Genomic DNA, 18,316 nt, shown 5'->3' on the forward strand with positions numbered 1-18,316 from the left:
GATACAGACCCTGGTTTTGGAAACGGAACACCCATAGCTGTTACCCCAGATAGCATCATTGATGTGAATTTTAATGTGGATCTAAGCGCTGTTAGTCTTGGCCCTCATATTTTGTATATCCGCACGATGGATATAAATAAAAAATGGAGTCATGCACTTATTAGTAACTTCAACAAAGACACAGCATATTGCCCTGCTGCCGATTTTTCCTTTACCAATTCTTGTTTGGGAGACTCTTTGCAATTTACTGATCTGTCGGTAACTGATTCTCTTTTTACTATTATAGAATGGATATGGGATTACGCTGATGGCAACTCTGATACCTTTAATGTATCTACCAATCCCAAACACTCATATAGCTCATCTGGTATTTATCCGGTGATGCTAATAGTTACCAACAATTCTATACCATCTTGTTCTGATACTATCATTCAATTAGTATTTGTTAGTCCTCTACCTATTGGTATAACAGATACAGCAAGTATCTGTTATGGCGATAGTCTCTTCTTAGGTGGCGGTTGGCAAAATACAGCAAGCATATATTACGATACTTTGTCATATATGTTTGGTTGTGACAGCGTTATAATCAGCACTATTCTGACTATTGATTCTCTATATTTTATTTCTACATCTGCAAATATCTGTTCAAATGACAGCATTCAGTTGCCGGGTGGTAATTGGGTCAATACTACCGGAACCTATTTTGACACGCTCACCACTATAACCGGCTGCGACAGTATCATCCAAACCAATCTGAGCGTTGACTCTGCGTTTTCTACAGTTGTTAACATTGCCATATGTTCCAACGACAGCAGTCAGTTGCCGGGTGGTAATTGGATCAATACTGCCGGAACCTATTTTGACACGCTCACCACTATAGTGGGCTGCGACAGCATCTTCCAAACCAATCTCAGCATTGACTCTGCGTTTTCTATAATTGTTAACGCTGCTATATGTTCTAACGACAGTATTCAGTTACCTGGTGGAAATTGGGTCAATACTGCCGGGACCTATTTTGACACGCTCACCACTATAGCCGGCTGCGACAGCATCTTCCAGACCAATCTAAGCGTAGACTCTGTGTTTTCTACAGTTGTTAACGCTGCCATATGTTCCAACGACAGTATTCAGTTACCTGGCGGAAATTGGGTCAATGCTGCCGGAACTTATTTTGATACGTTATCAACTATAGCCGGCTGCGACAGTATTATTCAAACCAATCTCAGCTTTGACTCTGTGTTTTTCACCGTTGTTAACTCTGTCATATGTTCCAACGACAGTATTCAGCTACCTAACGGTAATTGGATCAATACTGCCGGAACCTATTTTGACACGCTCACAGCTACAACTGGTTGCGACAGCATTATCACGACTAACTTAACCGTGTTACCAATAGCGGGTTCAACCCTAGATACCAGCATTTGCCAGGGAGATAGTTTACTGGCTGGCGGAGAATACCAAACAACTACTGGAACTTATTACGATACCACAAATGCTGCCAACGGCTGCGACAGCGTTATTACAACTACTTTAACAGTCAATCCATTGCCCGCAAAACCCACTATAACTCCAGGCGGTAATGAATTGGCATCAAGCACTGCTGTTGCTTATCAATGGTATTATTATGATACACTTATTTCTGGAGCCACATTACAATTTTATACAGCAACCAATAGTGGTTTTTATTCGGTGATGATTACAGATGCGTTTGGTTGCGATTCAATATCAGATCCGGTTTTTGTAGATATAACTTCAGTTAATGAGCTTACATTATTTAATAATTTAATCATTTATCCAAATCCAAATACAGGGGAGTTCACTGTAGAAATTTACGAATTACGTCCCGACAAGTCGGGATACGAATTAAGAGTGTATAATATTCTGGGTAATGAAATAATTAAATTTAAAATTTTAGATGAAAAATCTAAAATAGATTTGAGCAGTTATGCAAAAGGCATATACACTTTGAAGATAATATGCAATGAGGGCGTTATCCATAAAAAGATAGTTATTGAATAATGATAAGCAACCTTTTTTTTAAAAAATCCTATTTCTAACGAGACCAACTGCCATAGTAACCAGCAACTAAAAGCAAATGTATTGGCTAAAGTTCATCACATTTTTTTTATTATCAAGCTACGGATTTTATAGCGGTTTTGCCCAGGAGCCTTTCGAAAATCAAAAAAATACTACCAGGATATTATTCATTCTTGACGCTTCGGGGAGTATGAAAGCTAATTGGCAGGATGTAAGTAAATTTGAGGCAGCAACTCAAATATTAAACCATTATATTGACAGCATTCAAAACTCAAACCTAAAAGTAGAATTTGCTTTACGGATATTTGGGCATCAATCCCCACGGAGCGAACACAATTGTGAAGATTCAAAATTAGAAGTCCCTTTTTATAAAAATAATGCATCAGAGATCAAGGGTAAGTTAAGCCAAATAAAACCACAGGGCTATACGCCTATTGCCTATTCTTTACTGCAGTGCCTCAATGATTTTCCTTCCCGAGTACTCGGGACAAAGAATGCGATCATTTTAATTACTGATGCAATTGAACAATGTGAAGGTGATCTTTGTGAAGTTGGGTTGGAATTACAAAAAAAGCGTGTAGCTATGAAGCCGTTTATTATCGGCATGGGATTGAAGGATATAGAACAGCGTGCTTTTGATTGTGTAGGAAAATATTTTAATGTTGAAAATACGATAATGCTGCATAATACATTAGATATAGTGATCTCACAGGCAATCCATAAAACCACTACCCAGGTAAATTTGATAAATAAATTTGACCTGCCCGAAGAAACAAATATTGAGATGACTTTTTATGATTCATACTCAAAGGTGATTAGATATAATTTAGTGCATACCATGAATGCAGATGGTTTACCGGATACTTTGCATTTGAATCCTGCAGGAAAATATGATCTTACGGTACATTCTATTCCTCCTGTTTCAACCGAAAATATTGAACTCAATGTTGGAAGGCATAATATTATTGGAGTAGATCTGCCTCTTGGTACGTTGGAATTGAGCTTTGAAATACCAGGAAAAAGTTCCATTAAATGTGTTGTTAGCAGTTCTGGCAGGTCGGTAAGGAATGTATCCAGACAAAATTGGGATTTGGATGATGCTCAAAATACAGGTTCCCTGCATATTCAGGATATAAATTCTGCTCAAAAATATTTGATTGGCAGCTATGACCTGGAATTTTTATCCATTCCCAGAAAGATCTTTAAAAATGTTTTTATTGAGCAAAGTAAAACTACTGAAATAAAGCTTCCGAACCCCGGTACGCTTAATATATTTTCAAAGCTTCCTGCTTATGCAAGCATATACGAAATTCAATCACCAGGCTATAAATCCTATGGATTTCAGGAAAGCAGGTATGTGAAAATATATGAGTTTAATGATTTAAAAGTGAAGGCAACCATTTCAATGTTACCGGGATATTATATTATGGTATATCGTCCCAAAGTGACTTATAGCGTTGCATCAACGAAAGAGAAAAGTTTTAGTATTAGGTCTAACACCGTAACTACGTTGAAATTTTAAGGGATTGTTAGGTCATTCGCAGAGACGCCCAAATTGGGCGTCTCTGCGAATGACCTAACAATCCCTAAATCACCAATGAAAAGATATATTTTCTTATTACTAATCGGGATTTCGCTTTGCTCAACAATATTCAATACTCAATCGTGTGCTCAAGCCGATAAACGGACACATATTAATCGTATTTTGTTTGTTCTGGATTGTTCAAACAGCATGCTTACAAAATGGGATAATAAAATAAAGATAGAGGCAGCAAGAAGTACGCTTATTGAAGTGGTTGACAGTCTGAAAAATGAGGAAAATATTGAATTTGCTTTAAGGTTGTATGGTCATCAATCGGAAAGTGCAGTAGAAAATTGTAAAGATACGCGATTGGAAGTTGCATTTTCAAAGTCAAATGAACCGGATATTATAAAAAAATTAAATGAGATAGAACCTAAGGGAACTACGCTTATCGCTTATTCACTTCAGGCTACTGAAAATGATTTTCCTTCAGATTTGAATAGCAGAAATCTGATCATACTCATCACGGATGGATTAGAATCTTGTGGTGAAGATCCGTGCGCTGTATCAGAAGCGCTGCAAAAAAATAAAGCGATCTTAAAACCTTGCGTAATAGGTATTGGCCTGAAAGAAGACCTCATGAAACAATTAGAATGCATAGGTGAGGCGCACAATGCAAAGAATGAAAAGCATTTCAAAGAGATCATTTGGGAGATTATTAACCGTGTTGTTTGGCAGACTTCGGCACAGGTAAATCTTTTAGATTCATATAACAGGCCTATAGAAACAAATGTAAATATGACCTTCTATGACATTCATACCGGAAATGTTCAATATAATCTTTATCATACAATGAATGTAAAAGGAAAACCCGATATCCTTTTTTTAGATCCTTTATTTAAATATAATATTGCCGTACACACAAACCCTCCTGTTTTTAAAGATAACATTGAGATTATAGTTAAGAAGCATACAGATATCCCTATTGCCTTACCACAGGGAAATTTAGTAGTGACATTTAAGGATGCTGTCAGCACTATTGCTGACGATAAAATAAAATACATTGTCAAAAAAGCAGGCCAGCGTGAAATTATTGATGTAAAGCGTCTAAATGTTGAAACAAAATATATTGTTGGGAAATATGATCTTGAGATATTAACCTTACCAAGGATCATTGTTAACAGAATAGATATTTCACAGGTAAAAACCACAACTATTAGTATCCCTGTTCCAGGCAGAGTGAACATCAGCAGCAGGTATTCCGGATACGGAGGGGTGTTTGTATGGGAAAAAAATAAACTAACAAAAATTTTTAACTTCGGTGATAGGGCAATTCATAAAATACTGGCTTTGCTTCCTGGTGATTATAAGGTGATTTTCAGGGTTAAAACGGTAAAACAATCCGAAAAGACCATTGAAAAGAGCTTTAAAATTGAATCTAATAAGAGTATAAATGTTAGGCTTGAATGAAACACAGATTACACAGATTTTTATGTGATTAGTAACTTTAATCTGTGTAATCTGTGTTTAAAATCTGTGTTATTTCTTCTTAGATAGTTTTAAGATCATAATAGCTGCATCATTGTTGCCATTTTTAGTTGCTACATCAAGTGGTGTTTTATCTTTGTTGTTTTTAAGATTAAAATCTGCCCCATTTTGCATCAAAAATTTGATCGTTTTGGAGTTATTGTAAAAAGCAGCTACATGCAGGGGGGTAGTATTATCGTTATCAACCCCATTAACATCAGCGCCATTTTTGATCAACAGGGTAAAAAGATTCAAATCCCAGATGTGACAGGCATCATGTAATGGGGTTCTACCCTTGTTATCTTTTGCATTCACATCAGCTCCTTTTTCTATCAAAAAGCTGACATTTTTGTTGTTACTCCACTTAGAGCTGGCAGCTTCATGCAATGGTGTGCGATTAGCTGTATCTTTTGCATTTAGATCAGCGCCATTCTCAATCAACAATGTAATGAGCTCTAAATCCCAAAAGTTACAGGCATCATGCAGGGAGGTTTTACCTTCCTTATCTTTTGTGTTGATGTCTGGAATAAGTGGTATCAATATGATTGCTGCATTGGTTTGACCGTTAATACAAGCGACATGGAGGGGTGTCTTACCCTCGTTATTTTTAGCTTTTACATCAGCTACATTTTCCAACAACAAATCGATTATCGTTTCAGTATTTCCATATTCGCACGCAAGGTGTAAAGGAGTGTTACCGTTCTTTGCTTTCATATCAACATCCGCACCTTTATCTAACAATAATTTAACCGCATTATAATGACCATATATAGAAGACATGTGCAGAGACGTCATACCTTCGGGAAAAAGGTCAGTTTGGGATTCAGTTTGAACATTGATATCTGCCCCATTGTCAATCAAAAGCTTCATTATTGCTGTATTGCCTTTATAAGAAGCTATATGCAGGGGACTCATCCCTGACGGAATAATCTCGGTTTGAGATTCAGTCTTTATATTAGCATCGCCACCGTTTTTCAGCAATAAGTCGGTAATTGCTACATTATCTTTATAAGCAGCCATGTGTAAGGAAGTCATACCTGCAGGGAAAATATCTATTTTTTTCTCGGTTTTTTCATTTATATCAACCCCTTTTGCAAGCAGGTTCTCTACGTTTTTAACCTTACCGGACTTTACCGCTTCGAAAAGCGGCCCACCAACTTCCTGTCCCACACATTTATTTATTTGCGGGGTTGCAAAATTCAAAAGCAATAAGGAAGTTACGATTATAGAAGGGAAATTTTTCATTGTATTAATTTATTTTTTATAGATTAAGAAACAAAGCCCAAATATAAGTATTACTTGAATAACTTTGCAAAAATAATTTATATTTTTTTAAATTACAAATTAAAGACCAATCGCTGTTTTTGGGGTAATTTCAACAAAGCATTTTGTAATTCCTGTTGTATAATTCAGATTCCATAAGAGCAAAGCGCATGGTGCATAGTGCATGATGTTCAACGCTTTGGCCTGCGCTCTATAACACTCTGTGTTATGCAAATAAAAAAACCTAGTGAGCAAAGTTAAGTGCATCTTACGCTATTCGCTATGCGCTATGCTCCATACGCCATAGCGCTTTACGAGCTACAACTTTCTGCACTGCCTTCACAATATCGTCCGGTGCTAATCCATATTTTTGCAGTAATTCTTCGGGCTTGCCGCTTTCACCGAAACTGTCTTTGACTGCAACAAATTCCTGGGGAACAGGATAATTTTGTGCCAAACATTCCGATATAGCGCCTCCTAACCCGCCATGGATCTGGTGTTCTTCTGCCGTAACGACACAGTTGGTTTTTTTCACGGAGGCTATCACAGCATTTACATCTAAAGGTTTGATCGTGTGGATGTTAATGATCTCAGCATTTATTCCTGCCCCCCCTAAATCCACAGCCCCCCTAAATCCCCCCAAAGGGGGGACTATTCCATCGCTTTTGCCAGCCCCTTTCCCTTTGGGAAGTGTGGTGGGAAAGCCCCCCCTTTGGGGGGATTTAGGGGGGCTGTTAGGGGGGCTTGGGGTTAGGAGGAGGCTTTTAGCTGCTTCAATGGCATACCACACCATGTGCCCTGCAGCGAAAATGGTTACATCGCTGCCTTCTTTTAATATTTGTGCTTTGCCAATCTCAAATTTTTGATCTTCAGGTGTGAAATTGGGCCATTTAGGCCGTCCGAATCTCAAATATACAGGCCCTTTATGTTCGGCAATGGCGATGGTAGCTGCTTTGGTTTGGTTGTAATCGCACGGAACGATCACGGTCATATTGGGCAGCATTCGCATAAGGCCGATGTCTTCCAGTATCTGGTGTGTAGCGCCATCTTCTCCCAGGGTAAGCCCTTGGTGCGAGGCACAGATCTTAACGTTTTTATTGGAATAGGCGATGGACTGGCGGATCTGATCATAAACACGGCCTGTGGAAAAATTAGCAAAAGTACCGGTAAACGGAATTTTGCCTCCAATCGCCATCCCGGCAGCGAGACCCATCATATTTGCTTCGGCTACGCCACATTGAAAAAATCTTTCAGGGAAAGTTTTTTTAAATCCATCCATTCTCAAAGATTCGGAAAGATCGGCTGCCAGGGCAACTACGTTTGGATTATCTTCACCTAATTGGAGCAATCCGTCACCGAAGCCCCTTCTTGTTTCTTTTTTCTCTGGTTTTTCGTTATTCATTTGTTGTTTAATTTAAAGTTATTCGATTATTATTAAGTGTCATTAATCATTTGCCAATACTTATGCCTGCACGCGTCATTTTTTCTCGTTGTAAATATAGTTTTTTAATTGGTTAAATTTACCTAATATTGGCGATAATTTTATTCTTAGTAATAAAGTAATTCATTTTACTGAAAAAAATGGCATTAGTTCTAACATGCGTTATAAGCCATTTTAAAGAAACGACATTACGCATTAGAAGTAATATGTAGTGATTTTATCTGACTTTTTTGCTAACTTTGTGTGATAATGAGACAGCGAATTTATATTGACAATTCTGTAATATGAAGACTAAAACAAAAAAATCGTTTGACACAGTAGCGTTTTTCAGAGCTATCAAAGAAAAGTTAGCGACTAAAATGGCTGATATGACTTTGGAACAAAAAAAGGACTTTATGCAACAAGTGATAGAAGGGAAAATCAAAATTGCATAGCGACAGGGGACGAAGAAAAACGGCTTATAAAGTGTATAAAATATAGGGCTGACAAGCGTTTCAGAGAGTTTGTTGCTTTCAATAAACACCCTGCTCGGTGGACACTGACCAAGTTCTAAAGCCCTACCTTTCATACACAAACCGTTATAAAGACATAACTGAGCAATAGATATAAAAGAGTGATATGCTAAAATTAAAAACATAAAAATGTATATCCCAGAATATTTTAAAAACGAGAATTTAACAGTTGTTAAAGATTTTATAAATGCCAATGGATTTGCAATATTGATTAGTCAGGTGGATGGGAGACCTTGGGTAACACATATTCCCCTGATGTTGGACAAAAATGTTAAAGGTAAGGATATTTTGACAGGCCATATTTCAAAAGCGAATAAACAATGGAAAGAATTTGATAAAAATAAAGAAGTACTGGCAATATTTTCCGGGCCGCATGCCTATATTTCATCTTCCTGGTATGACCATGAGAATGTTCCAACATGGAATTATTTAGCAGTACATGTATATGGAAAGATTCATATAATTGAGAGAGATATTCTTAAAAAACAATTGAGTAAACTTGTTGATAAATACGAATCAGGTATGGATAAACCTGTAAGCGTTGATAGGATGTCAAAAGAATTTGTAGAAAAAGAAATGAGAGGTATAGTAGGATTTGAGATTGAGATCACTGATATTCAGGCGGCATTAAAATTATCACAGAACAAAGATGATAAAAATTATGAAAGAATTATAAATGGATTGGACCAAAAAGGAGATATGAACTCTTTGGAGATTGCAAGAATAATGAAAAATAGAAAATGAACGGGATCAAAGTAGTAATTAAATTTGCTATGATTAGATTATTAATCATATGGATTTTCAATATTTTCCTCGGTGAATCTTTGTTTGGGCAAGATCACCCGGATTGGAGAACGCTGGTTAAAATTGACGAAGCCCAGGCAATAGTTATTGCCAAAATGCATGTAGAGGATTCCATAGAGGGATACGGGACACTTAGTGTATTAGAGGTACTGAAGGAAAAGCAAAACCTGCGTGTGGCAAAAGTTCAATTCTCAGATAAACACAAAAAACGTAATTACACGAAGGGTATTCCAATGCCAACGTACTGGTATAACGAAGGGCAGGAAGGCATCTGGCTGCTCATGGATAAAGACACCTTGCCAAGATATGAGCTGCGACAATCAAAATTATACTATGATAAGAAGTGGGCTTCATGGATTAAGGAACAATGTGCTAACCTCCAAAACAGGAAATGGACAAATGGTCCGAAACAATTAGCCGGGTCAGTGATTGTTGATGACGTAGGTGGCAATAAATCATACAGGTTTTTCTACCTCTGCCTGAGAAATGATTCAAAAGAAACCGTATATATCAACACGTTTCACAGGATTGTATATAATACTCATGGTCATTCCCAGTATGGTGTTAGTCATAGCAGGTATGAGGCATCCATTATAACCCCACAGCAAGAGCAGATTGATATGATAAACGGTCATAATCCTGATATTCTGTTATATGGAATGCCGGGTTGGGTCGAACCAACCACCCGTGACTTTGCTGAACTGAAGCCCGGAAAAACAATTTACTTGCCTGCTACAGGTGATTTAAGATGTTTTCTTAGAAAGCCTTCGAAAGGGACTTATTTGTTCCAGGCTTCCTATCATAACAATTATAAGATTGATGATTTTTATGGCAATATATGGACAGGGGAGATTATCTTCCCTGTTGCCAGGTTTACCTATGATTACGTCTCGTTTGAAAACAAGAAATAGGTGCGGTAATCCTGATAGATTCATTAGAAGAACAAACAATTAAAACTACCACCCGTCAGACTGTCTAAAAACTATCATAAATTGTTAATTTGGCATTAAGGAGAAATAATAACTCATTGAAAACAAACAACATACAATTAATTATTTTTGCAAAATAGTTGTGATCCACAGTTTTTAGACGGACTGCCGTTGGGTGTAATCGCTAAAAAAGAATATAAAAAATGACTATCAAAGAAGAAACCCGTAAGAAAATTTTACGAATACATGGGTCAATGTTAATCTTGATTGGTATAGCGCTCACCGTTAATTCTACCGTAGGGACTTATCTTGGAGTTGGGAAATTCAGCTTTCTACAGGATAATGAATTTGCGTTGGTTGGGCTATTTCAAGCTTATTTATTAATGGCCATAATTGGAGTTGCTTTATGGATAGGTACTATGAGTGCAGGAATAAGAAAATTACATATAATTGGCGCTTTAGCACATTTTCCACCTTTGGCAGCTAATATCATGTTCTGGCATCTTTTTTCAGGTATGGGCATGACCACACTCGCTACAATAGGAACGACATTTCATTGTTTGTTTATTTGTATTGAAACTGTCACTGGCATTAGCACTAATGTAAATAAAGAAGAAGAAAATAAGCAAAGTACCTAACGCAAAATAAACCACATTCCCGCCTTCGCTATAACTTCGGGCGGATAAAAAAACGGGGTATATTCAAACGGTTGATGCTTTTTTAAACAATCTCAAATCTTAATTCCCAAATGGCGAATCCTTCTCCTTTGCCAAATGATGAAGTACCTTCCTGTCCATAAATGACGGAAACCATTTATTCATAAAAAAAGTTAGTTTGCCTTGCGTTGTCAATACCAGGTCTCTTTTCCGCTTCTTTGTTGCTTTCAAAATATGCGATGCAACCTCCAGGGAAGACATTAATTTACTTTCATCCAAAGGAGATTCACTTTGTTGCGTGCCATCGGCAGACAAGGCCGTATTGCGGATATTTGTATTTGTATAACCCGGACAAACTACCAATACATGCACCTCTTTTTTCAATAATTCTGTGCGTAAAGCATCAAGGAATCCCTGCATGGCAAATTTTGAGGCAGAATATCCTGTCCTGCCAGGCAAACCCCGGAAACCGGCAATGGATGAAATACCTATTATTGATCCTTTGGATTTAATTATATGAGGCAGTGCATATTTTGTTGCATAGACAGTTCCATAAAAATTTACGTTCATCAGTTTTTTGATTACGGCAAGGTCAATATTTTCAAATAAAGCACGCATTGACATTCCTGCATTGTTTATCAAAACGTCTATACTGCCAAAAGTTTCAATCGTTTTGGTGATAACTTTTTTATTGTCTTCTTCCAGGCTTGCTTCTGCTGCAACAGATAAATTTAGAATTCCTTTTTCAGTCAATTCTGCAGAGACTTCCTTTAGCCGTTGTTCGTTCCTGCCGGTGATCACAATTTTAGCGCCTGCTTCACCGAATTTTACAGCGCAGCCTTTACCGATGCCTGATGAGCCGCCTGTGATTATAACTACTTTATTTTTCATTATAGAAACCAATAAATCGTCCCCGATGCAAATATACGAATTTATACTAATGATACGAATAGGGTATAATGCTAATATACTAATTTATACTAATGATACAAATATTTTTACTCTGCTTCTTAATATAGATTTCTTTATTAGTATCATTAGTATTCATTCGTATATTAGCATTTTTTATTAGTATCAATAGCTATGGATATTTCATACATCATCAACGAATTAGGCGAAGATAGAAGTAATTACTATAATTCAGTTGCGCCTCCCATCATGCAGACTAGTATTTTCTGCTTCGGTTCAGTTGCTTCAATGAGGGAAAGTATTGATAAAGAGTCTGAAATCCCTTTTTATACCCGGGGAAGCAATCCAACGACCAACATTCTTAGAAAAAAAATGGCAGCGCTTGAAAGCGCTGAAGATGCGCTGATATTTGCCAGTGGCAGCGCTGCTGTAGCAGCAGCAGTTATTTCCAATCTTGAATCCGGGGATCATGTGGTTTGTGTAAATAAACCCTATAGCTGGACAGGCAAACTATTGAACAATTTCCTGCCCCGGTTTAGTATCAATACAACGATGGTGGATGGAACAGACCCTCTGAATTATCAGAATGCCATTGAACCTCAAACGCGCATACTTTACCTGGAAAGCCCCAACTCCATCACTTTTGAGCTTCAGGATATTGAGGCGGTTGTAAAAATCGCAAAAAAAAATCAATTAGTTACCATCCTTGATAATAGTTACGCTACGCCTTTACATCAAACACCAATTAAAATGGGGGTGGATATTGTTGTCCATTCAGCCAGCAAATACCTTGGAGGGCATAGTGATATAGTAGCGGGTGTACTGTGCGGTAATAAAAAAATGATTGAAAAAATATTTGTCTCCGGGCTGATGACATTGGGCGGAATTATTTCACCATTTAATGCCTGGCTGCTTATTCGGGGGCTTCGTACCTTACCTGTCCGTTTGGAAAGAGTGGCAGCGACAACTTTGAAGATCGCCAATTATCTGCAAAAACACCCGAAAGTTGAAAAGGTGCTGTATCCATTCTTACCTACCCACCCCCAGTATAAACTTGCAAAAAAACAAATGAAGAACGGAGGAGGACAATTTTCCATATTAATTAAAGCAGACAATACCAGGAAGGTTGATAAATTTTGCAATGCTCTGAAACGATTCTTGTTAGCTTGCTCGTGGGGCGGGTATGAATCGTTGGTATTTCCGATGAGCGCTCTATACAATACAAAAGGAAATTATGACCCATCAGTTTTGCCCTGGAATCTGATCAGGTTTTATATTGGTTTGGAAGAAGCAGATGTGTTGATTGAGGATCTTAAGCAAGCATTTGAACAAATATAGAATGAATAAAAAGTCCACTCTTTATGAAATATTAGGCGTTGCCAAATCTGCCTCAAAAGATGAAATAAAAACAGCTTATAAAAAACTGGCGCTTAAATACCACCCGGATAAAAATCCAAACAACCCCACTTATGAAGAACATTTTAAAAAAATAAATAACTCTTACCACCTATTATCCGATGATAAAAAGAGAACAGCATACGATATAAAGTTAAATTATTCGCTGTCTATCCATCCGGTGCGTGTACACATGAGGCAGCGTTATAGATATTCAGATAGAAAAAATATACCTATATCCGGTACTAAACAAACCATTATTATAGTCGGGTTTTTCTTCATAATGATAGTAGGGAGTATTTTATTGTATCATTTTATGAATAATTTTTCTGCAAGAAGATGCTATGATGAAGCCTTGGAATTGATCCGGGAAGGTGAAACTTTCACAGCATTGAAAAAGCTCTCCGAGGCTATTGAGTTTGATGATGAATATTCCGAAGCTTATTCCAAAAGAGGGGAGTTACTTATTATTACATTTAATGATTTTCAAAACGCCTTGTACGACTTTAGTAATGCCCTAAAATTTGCACAAGATACCAATGCTTTGATGTTTTACAAAAAGGGAATTTGCAACGCTAAAACAGGACGATACCGGGAAGCAATCATTGATTTTGACAGGGCAATTTTACTTGATCCTGAAAAAAGCAAAACCTATCATCTCAGGGCTCTATCAAAATTAGCAATTGGTGATACAGCAGATTACTGCCAGGATATAAAAATGGCTCAACAATACGGGTACACAGATGCAGCTAATATTCCCGATATTGATTGTTTCTAAATTTTTTCCAAGACTTCGCTTGCCTGCCTAGGCAAGCGAAGTCTTGGAAAAAATTTAGTATATTTGCATCGGATAATTAAATTTCCCAAAAAATGCAAATTCGCTATTCAAAATTTATTCACAGCATCCACCTTATAGGAGATATTTTGTTGCTTAATATTTCCTTCATAATTTCTTACTTCATCAAATTCGATAGTATAGCGATAGAAAAAACTTACCCCTTCCAATACTTTTCACTTTTGTTAATTTTAAATTTATCCTGGTTTTTGGTGATTGGATTATTAAAGATATATGATATAATCCGTACTGCGCGAACCGAACAGATAATTATTGATCTGATCAAAGCAGTATTTTTACACGTTCTGCTCATTTCAGCATCCTTGTTTTTTTTAAAATTCCATCTTATATCCAGGGAACTTATCATAGTTACTTATTTGATCTTTGTCTTTCTTATATTATTATGGAGGATGTTATTTTTATATGCCCTAAAGCTTTATCGTAAATCAGGATTTAATTACCGCAGAGTTGTAGTGGTAGGGGCAAACACTGTTGGACATGAAATCATGCAATTTCTTACCTCGGATGTTTCGCTGGGTTATAACTTTTTAGGATTTTTTGATGATAATCATCCAAAAAGTAAAGAAAATGGGATGGTTATCGGTAAAATAGAATATCTAAAAGATTATGCGCTGAAGAATAAAGTAGATGAGATCTATTATGCCTTGTCTGACACTAATGTTGCTGAAGTGAAAGAGCTGATAGAATTTTCAGAAAAGAATATGATCAGGTTTAAGATCGTTCCTGAGCATCTGCGTTATGTTCCAAAAAATGTAGTTGTTGATTATTATAGTACAATTCCGGTTATCTTGATCCGTAAAGAGCCCCTTGAAAATATTTTTAACAGATTTATTAAACGAACATTTGACCTGTTTTTTTCTTTATTTGTTATCGTTATTTTATTTTCATGGTTATTTCCAATCATAGCTGTTTTTGTGAAACTGTCTTCTCCAGGACCGGTTTTTTTCAGACAGAAAAGGTCGGGTAAGCAAGGAAAAGAGTTTTGGTGCCTGAAATTCAGAACTATGAAAATAAACAAGGGGGCAGACTCAAAACAGGCTACTGAAGATGACATAAGAATAACGGCAACCGGAAGATTTTTAAGAAAAACAAGCCTGGATGAGCTGCCGCAATTCCTGAATGTTTTAAAAGGAGATATGTCGGTGGTGGGTCCCAGACCACACATGCTAAAGCATACAGAAGAATATTCAAAAATAATCAATAAGTTTATGGTCAGGCATTTTATTACTTCGGGGATAACAGGTTGGGCTCAGGTGAATGGGTACAGAGGAATAACAACCGATGCAGCAAAAATGCAAAAAAGAGTAGAATATGATGTGTGGTATATTGAAAACTGGAGTTTTTTGTTGGATATTAAAATTATTTTTAACACAATTTGGATATTGATAATAGGAGATAAGCATGCGTTCTAGTACTTAGTTGCAAAAGTAATTGTAATTGTGACACTCAATTATACTTCTCAATTGTTTGCTTTCATTCGGCTGTAACTCGTTGTAATTCAGTTGTAATTTGGTTGTAATTCGGTTGAATTACCATTGAATTACTATTGAATTACCATTGTATTACCACAAGTGTGACAATATTGTTTAATTCAACAAAGCATAATAACCCTTATTTATGTAACATAAGTACTATGCGCCCCATGCGCTTTACAACTATGCACATAATAGTGAATTCACTTACAAATTTTAAAAATTATTTTTGAGATTAAAGTTAGTTGAGAAATATTTGTTAAATTTGATGTGAACTTATTAAAACAAGCTAACGTTATTAAATAAATCTAAATTAAAATAAATATGAATAACCATCTCACTTTTAATAAATACAATACACTTCCAGAAAATATCCAGCAGGAAGTAACTGATTTCATTGAATTTTTGGTAGAGAAATATCACAAACAGGTGCAAGTAAATGTGCCTGAGAAAGAAAAAAAGTCTAAAAAAAGAAAGTCTAATTTGGGTAGCGCAAAAGGTTTAATTTTCATGTCGGAAGATTTTGATGAACCTTTAGAAGATTTTAAGGATTATATGTAATGCAATATTTGATTGATACTCATGCGTTTATTTGGTATGCAACGGGTAATAAAAAATTAAGCAAAACGGCACGTTCGCTAATTGATTCTAATGAGATGAAGTTTATTAGCATAGGAAGTATTTGGGCAATGGCAATCAAAGTAAATATTGGCAAACTTGATTTTAAACAATTAGTTGATTTTTTTCACTGTGATAATATAAAGGAATTATGCCCAAAAAAATCATTGCCGGAAACTGGAAAATGAATAAAAGCCATGACGAAGGCACGAAGCTAGTCTCAGAAATTACCAGGTTAATTAACGGTGATGTTTTCTCTGATATACAAATTGTCATTGCACCCCCATTTATACATTTGTATAGTATTGGCAAATTGATCGGTACACAAACTAAAATATCATTAGGAGCACAAAATTGCTACAGTAAATCTTCGGGCGCCTATACAGGTGAAGTATCTGCAGCTATGTTAAAATCCGTTGGCGTTCAGTACGTTATATTAGGCCATAGCGAAAGGCGTGAGCACTTTAAAGAATCAAACGAATTTTTGAAAGAGAAGATTGATATTGTCCTGGAGTATGATCTGAAACCAATCTTCTGTTGTGGTGAAACTTTAGATCAAAGGGAAAAAGGCAGTCATATAGATTTTGTTTGTAACCAGATCACCGGGAGTCTGTTTCATTTATCACCCGAACAATTTTCCAATATTGTCATCGCTTATGAACCAATCTGGGCAATCGGAACAGGCAAAAATGCTACAAGCCGGCAGGCACAGGAAATGCATAAAGCTATCAGGGGCCATATAGCTCAAAAATTTGACAGCCATATTGCTGAAAGTACTACTATTCTGTATGGCGGAAGCTGTAAACCTGATAATGCTAAGGAGCTGTTTGCATGCCCGGATGTTGATGGGGGATTGATAGGTGGAGCATCGCTGAATGCGAAGGACTTTGTGGAGATTGTAAAGTCATTGTAAAATATGGTTTATTTTATAGTAATGAAAAAAATTACAATAATAAAAAAATTTAAGGCATACTTCATCCGCTTAAAGATTCATAAGGTTTTGGGATATTTCGCAGACTTGATAATTTATTTCGGTTATTTGTTGAAGCTGTCAAAATGGATTAATGATAATAAGAAAGTATTAAAATATAATGATTTCTATAATTTGCATGCAGTTCATGCTGACAGAGTTGAGTTATATAAGTTTTTGGTTAATTTGGAAAATCTTTCAAATTTGGATATAAATTATTTAGAATTTGGTGTTGGAATAGGTAATTCGATGAGATGGTGGGTAGAAAATAATAGAAATGAAAAATCAAATTTTTATGGATTTGATACATTTGAAGGGTTACCTGAAAACTATGGATCCTATAAATCAGGGGCATTTTCATTAGGTGGTAATTATCCTGATATTAATGATAGTAGAATAAAATTCGTTAAGGGTCTTTTTCAAGAAACATTGAGCAAAGAAATTGCGAATATTAATTTTACTAAAAAAAATATAATCCACATTGATGGAGATCTATATAGTTCTGCATTATTTGTATTGACAATTATATTTGCTTATTTGAATAAAGGAGATATTATAATATTTGATGAATTTTGCGTTCCTTTGCATGAATTTAAGGCATTTAATGATTTTACAAAATCATATTATGTAAAACTTATTCCAATTGGAGCAATTAATAATTATCTTCAAATGGTATTTATGGTTGGCGATTAGAAATAATACATTGTACTATTTACATTAAATCTAATTGAGCTTTTTCATAATCTTCAGGTATGCCTATATCAATAAAATATTCGTCAGAAATAAATCCATAAATTTTTAATTCGCTAACGAATTTTTCCATAAAGTCTTTCTCAAAAGAGAATTTTTCTGCATTAATTTTTTGAAAGATTGTGTTTTTATTGCACGCATATATTCCTCCGTTAATATAGCCCTCATCAACATATTTTTTTTCATGAAAATTTGAGATTTCATAATTATTCATTGTAACCGTAGCATACCTATCAAATTTTTTCATTTTTTTTAATGCAATTGTTAATTCAGATTTATGAGATTGATGAAAATGATAAAAATTATCTAAATTGATATTGAAAAAAGTATCTCCGTTGATAATAAATGCTTCATCATCTTTTAAATAGTGCATGGCATTAACAATTCCGCCACCAGTTCCAAGCGGCTTATCTTCAAGAGCATATTTTATTTGCAAAGTTTTGTATTCATCACCAAAATATTTGGAAATAACCTCATGCCTGTAACCAACTGAAAGTATTACATGATTTATATTATATTTTATAAGATAATTGAATAAATATTCCAGAAAAGGTTTATCATTTATTGGAGCCATTGGTTTAGGAATGTCCTGAATAATATTTTTTAAACGGGTGCCAAAACCTCCAGCTAATATTATAGCTTCATTAATCATTTC

The 18,316-nt window shown here is 35.8% G+C and carries 16 protein-coding genes and 1 pseudogene; 13 read left to right on the forward strand and 4 right to left on the reverse strand.

Annotated elements, in window-relative coordinates; translation table 11 throughout:
* Positions 1-75 precede the first annotated feature (75 nt).
* The 3 genes from FVQ77_01120 (at position 76) to FVQ77_01130 (ending at position 5,029) form a co-directional block, all read left to right on the forward strand.
* Positions 76-2,019, forward strand: a complete 1,944-nt coding sequence (locus FVQ77_01120; protein ID MBW8048946.1) for a T9SS type A sorting domain-containing protein — start codon at positions 76-78, stop codon at positions 2,017-2,019.
* 76 nt (positions 2,020-2,095) lie between these two features.
* The gene (locus FVQ77_01125) at positions 2,096-3,559 is read left to right on the forward strand and encodes a VWA domain-containing protein (protein MBW8048947.1); all 1,464 of its coding nucleotides are present in this window, start codon (positions 2,096-2,098) and stop codon (positions 3,557-3,559) included.
* A 75-nt stretch (positions 3,560-3,634) separates the two neighbouring features.
* The gene (locus FVQ77_01130) at positions 3,635-5,029 is read left to right on the forward strand and encodes a VWA domain-containing protein (protein ID MBW8048948.1); all 1,395 of its coding nucleotides are present in this window, start codon (positions 3,635-3,637) and stop codon (positions 5,027-5,029) included.
* A gap of 69 nt (positions 5,030-5,098) precedes the next feature.
* Here the strand turns inward: FVQ77_01130 and FVQ77_01135 are convergent, their stop codons facing one another.
* Positions 5,099-6,331, reverse strand: coding sequence for a hypothetical protein (locus tag FVQ77_01135; GenBank protein ID MBW8048949.1), 1,233 nt, complete (start codon positions 6,329-6,331; stop codon positions 5,099-5,101).
* Between the two features lie 787 nt (positions 6,332-7,118).
* Positions 7,119-7,763: pseudogene (locus tag FVQ77_01140) on the reverse strand (transketolase family protein).
* Between the two features lie 668 nt (positions 7,764-8,431).
* Here FVQ77_01140 and FVQ77_01145 point away from each other — a divergent pair.
* The 3 genes from FVQ77_01145 to FVQ77_01155 all read left to right on the forward strand — a co-directional run bounded on the left by FVQ77_01145 (position 8,432) and on the right by FVQ77_01155 (position 10,673).
* Positions 8,432-9,046 carry an FMN-binding negative transcriptional regulator gene (locus FVQ77_01145; GenBank protein ID MBW8048950.1) on the forward strand — a complete coding sequence of 205 codons (615 nt, stop codon included), beginning with the start codon at positions 8,432-8,434 and terminating at the stop codon, positions 9,044-9,046.
* A 29-nt stretch (positions 9,047-9,075) separates the two neighbouring features.
* Positions 9,076-10,017, forward strand: a complete 942-nt coding sequence (locus FVQ77_01150) for a hypothetical protein (protein ID MBW8048951.1) — start codon at positions 9,076-9,078, stop codon at positions 10,015-10,017.
* A gap of 221 nt (positions 10,018-10,238) precedes the next feature.
* On the forward strand, positions 10,239-10,673 hold the full coding sequence (locus tag FVQ77_01155) for a hypothetical protein (protein ID MBW8048952.1): 435 nt from the start codon (positions 10,239-10,241) through the stop codon (positions 10,671-10,673).
* A 99-nt stretch (positions 10,674-10,772) separates the two neighbouring features.
* Here the strand turns inward: FVQ77_01155 and FVQ77_01160 are convergent, their stop codons facing one another.
* The gene (locus FVQ77_01160; GenBank protein MBW8048953.1) at positions 10,773-11,582 is read right to left on the reverse strand and encodes an SDR family oxidoreductase; all 810 of its coding nucleotides are present in this window, start codon (positions 11,580-11,582) and stop codon (positions 10,773-10,775) included.
* A 192-nt stretch (positions 11,583-11,774) separates the two neighbouring features.
* On the opposite strand from FVQ77_01160, the gene FVQ77_01165 reads away from it, so the two are divergent.
* The 7 genes from FVQ77_01165 (at position 11,775) to FVQ77_01195 (ending at position 17,604) form a co-directional block, all read left to right on the forward strand.
* A complete protein-coding gene (locus FVQ77_01165) occupies positions 11,775-12,938 on the forward strand; it encodes an aminotransferase class I/II-fold pyridoxal phosphate-dependent enzyme (protein ID MBW8048954.1) in 1,164 nt (387 codons plus the stop codon).
* 1 nt (position 12,939) lies between these two features.
* On the forward strand, positions 12,940-13,773 hold the full coding sequence (locus FVQ77_01170) for a DnaJ domain-containing protein (protein ID MBW8048955.1): 834 nt from the start codon (positions 12,940-12,942) through the stop codon (positions 13,771-13,773).
* A 92-nt stretch (positions 13,774-13,865) separates the two neighbouring features.
* Positions 13,866-15,263: an undecaprenyl-phosphate glucose phosphotransferase gene (locus FVQ77_01175; GenBank protein ID MBW8048956.1), complete on the forward strand. Its 1,398-nt coding sequence runs from the start codon at positions 13,866-13,868 to the stop codon at positions 15,261-15,263.
* A 384-nt stretch (positions 15,264-15,647) separates the two neighbouring features.
* Positions 15,648-15,884, forward strand: a complete 237-nt coding sequence (locus FVQ77_01180; GenBank protein MBW8048957.1) for a DUF2281 domain-containing protein — start codon at positions 15,648-15,650, stop codon at positions 15,882-15,884.
* Positions 15,884-16,129 carry a type II toxin-antitoxin system VapC family toxin gene (locus tag FVQ77_01185; protein MBW8048958.1) on the forward strand — a complete coding sequence of 82 codons (246 nt, stop codon included), beginning with the start codon at positions 15,884-15,886 and terminating at the stop codon, positions 16,127-16,129. Before FVQ77_01180 ends, FVQ77_01185 begins: the two co-directional genes overlap by 1 nt.
* Complete coding sequence (locus FVQ77_01190; protein ID MBW8048959.1) at positions 16,093-16,854, forward strand: triose-phosphate isomerase; 762 nt, start codon at positions 16,093-16,095, stop codon at positions 16,852-16,854. Before FVQ77_01185 ends, FVQ77_01190 begins: the two co-directional genes overlap by 37 nt.
* A gap of 3 nt (positions 16,855-16,857) precedes the next feature.
* Positions 16,858-17,604, forward strand: a complete 747-nt coding sequence (locus FVQ77_01195) for a class I SAM-dependent methyltransferase (GenBank protein MBW8048960.1) — start codon at positions 16,858-16,860, stop codon at positions 17,602-17,604.
* Between the two features lie 19 nt (positions 17,605-17,623).
* Here FVQ77_01195 and FVQ77_01200 read toward each other — a convergent pair whose 3' ends face one another.
* The gene (locus tag FVQ77_01200) at positions 17,624-18,313 is read right to left on the reverse strand and encodes an NTP transferase domain-containing protein (GenBank protein ID MBW8048961.1); all 690 of its coding nucleotides are present in this window, start codon (positions 18,311-18,313) and stop codon (positions 17,624-17,626) included.
* Positions 18,314-18,316 lie beyond the last annotated feature (3 nt).

The organism is Cytophagales bacterium (assembly GCA_019456305.1).
Classification (GTDB): Bacteria; Bacteroidota; Bacteroidia; order Cytophagales; family VRUD01; genus VRUD01.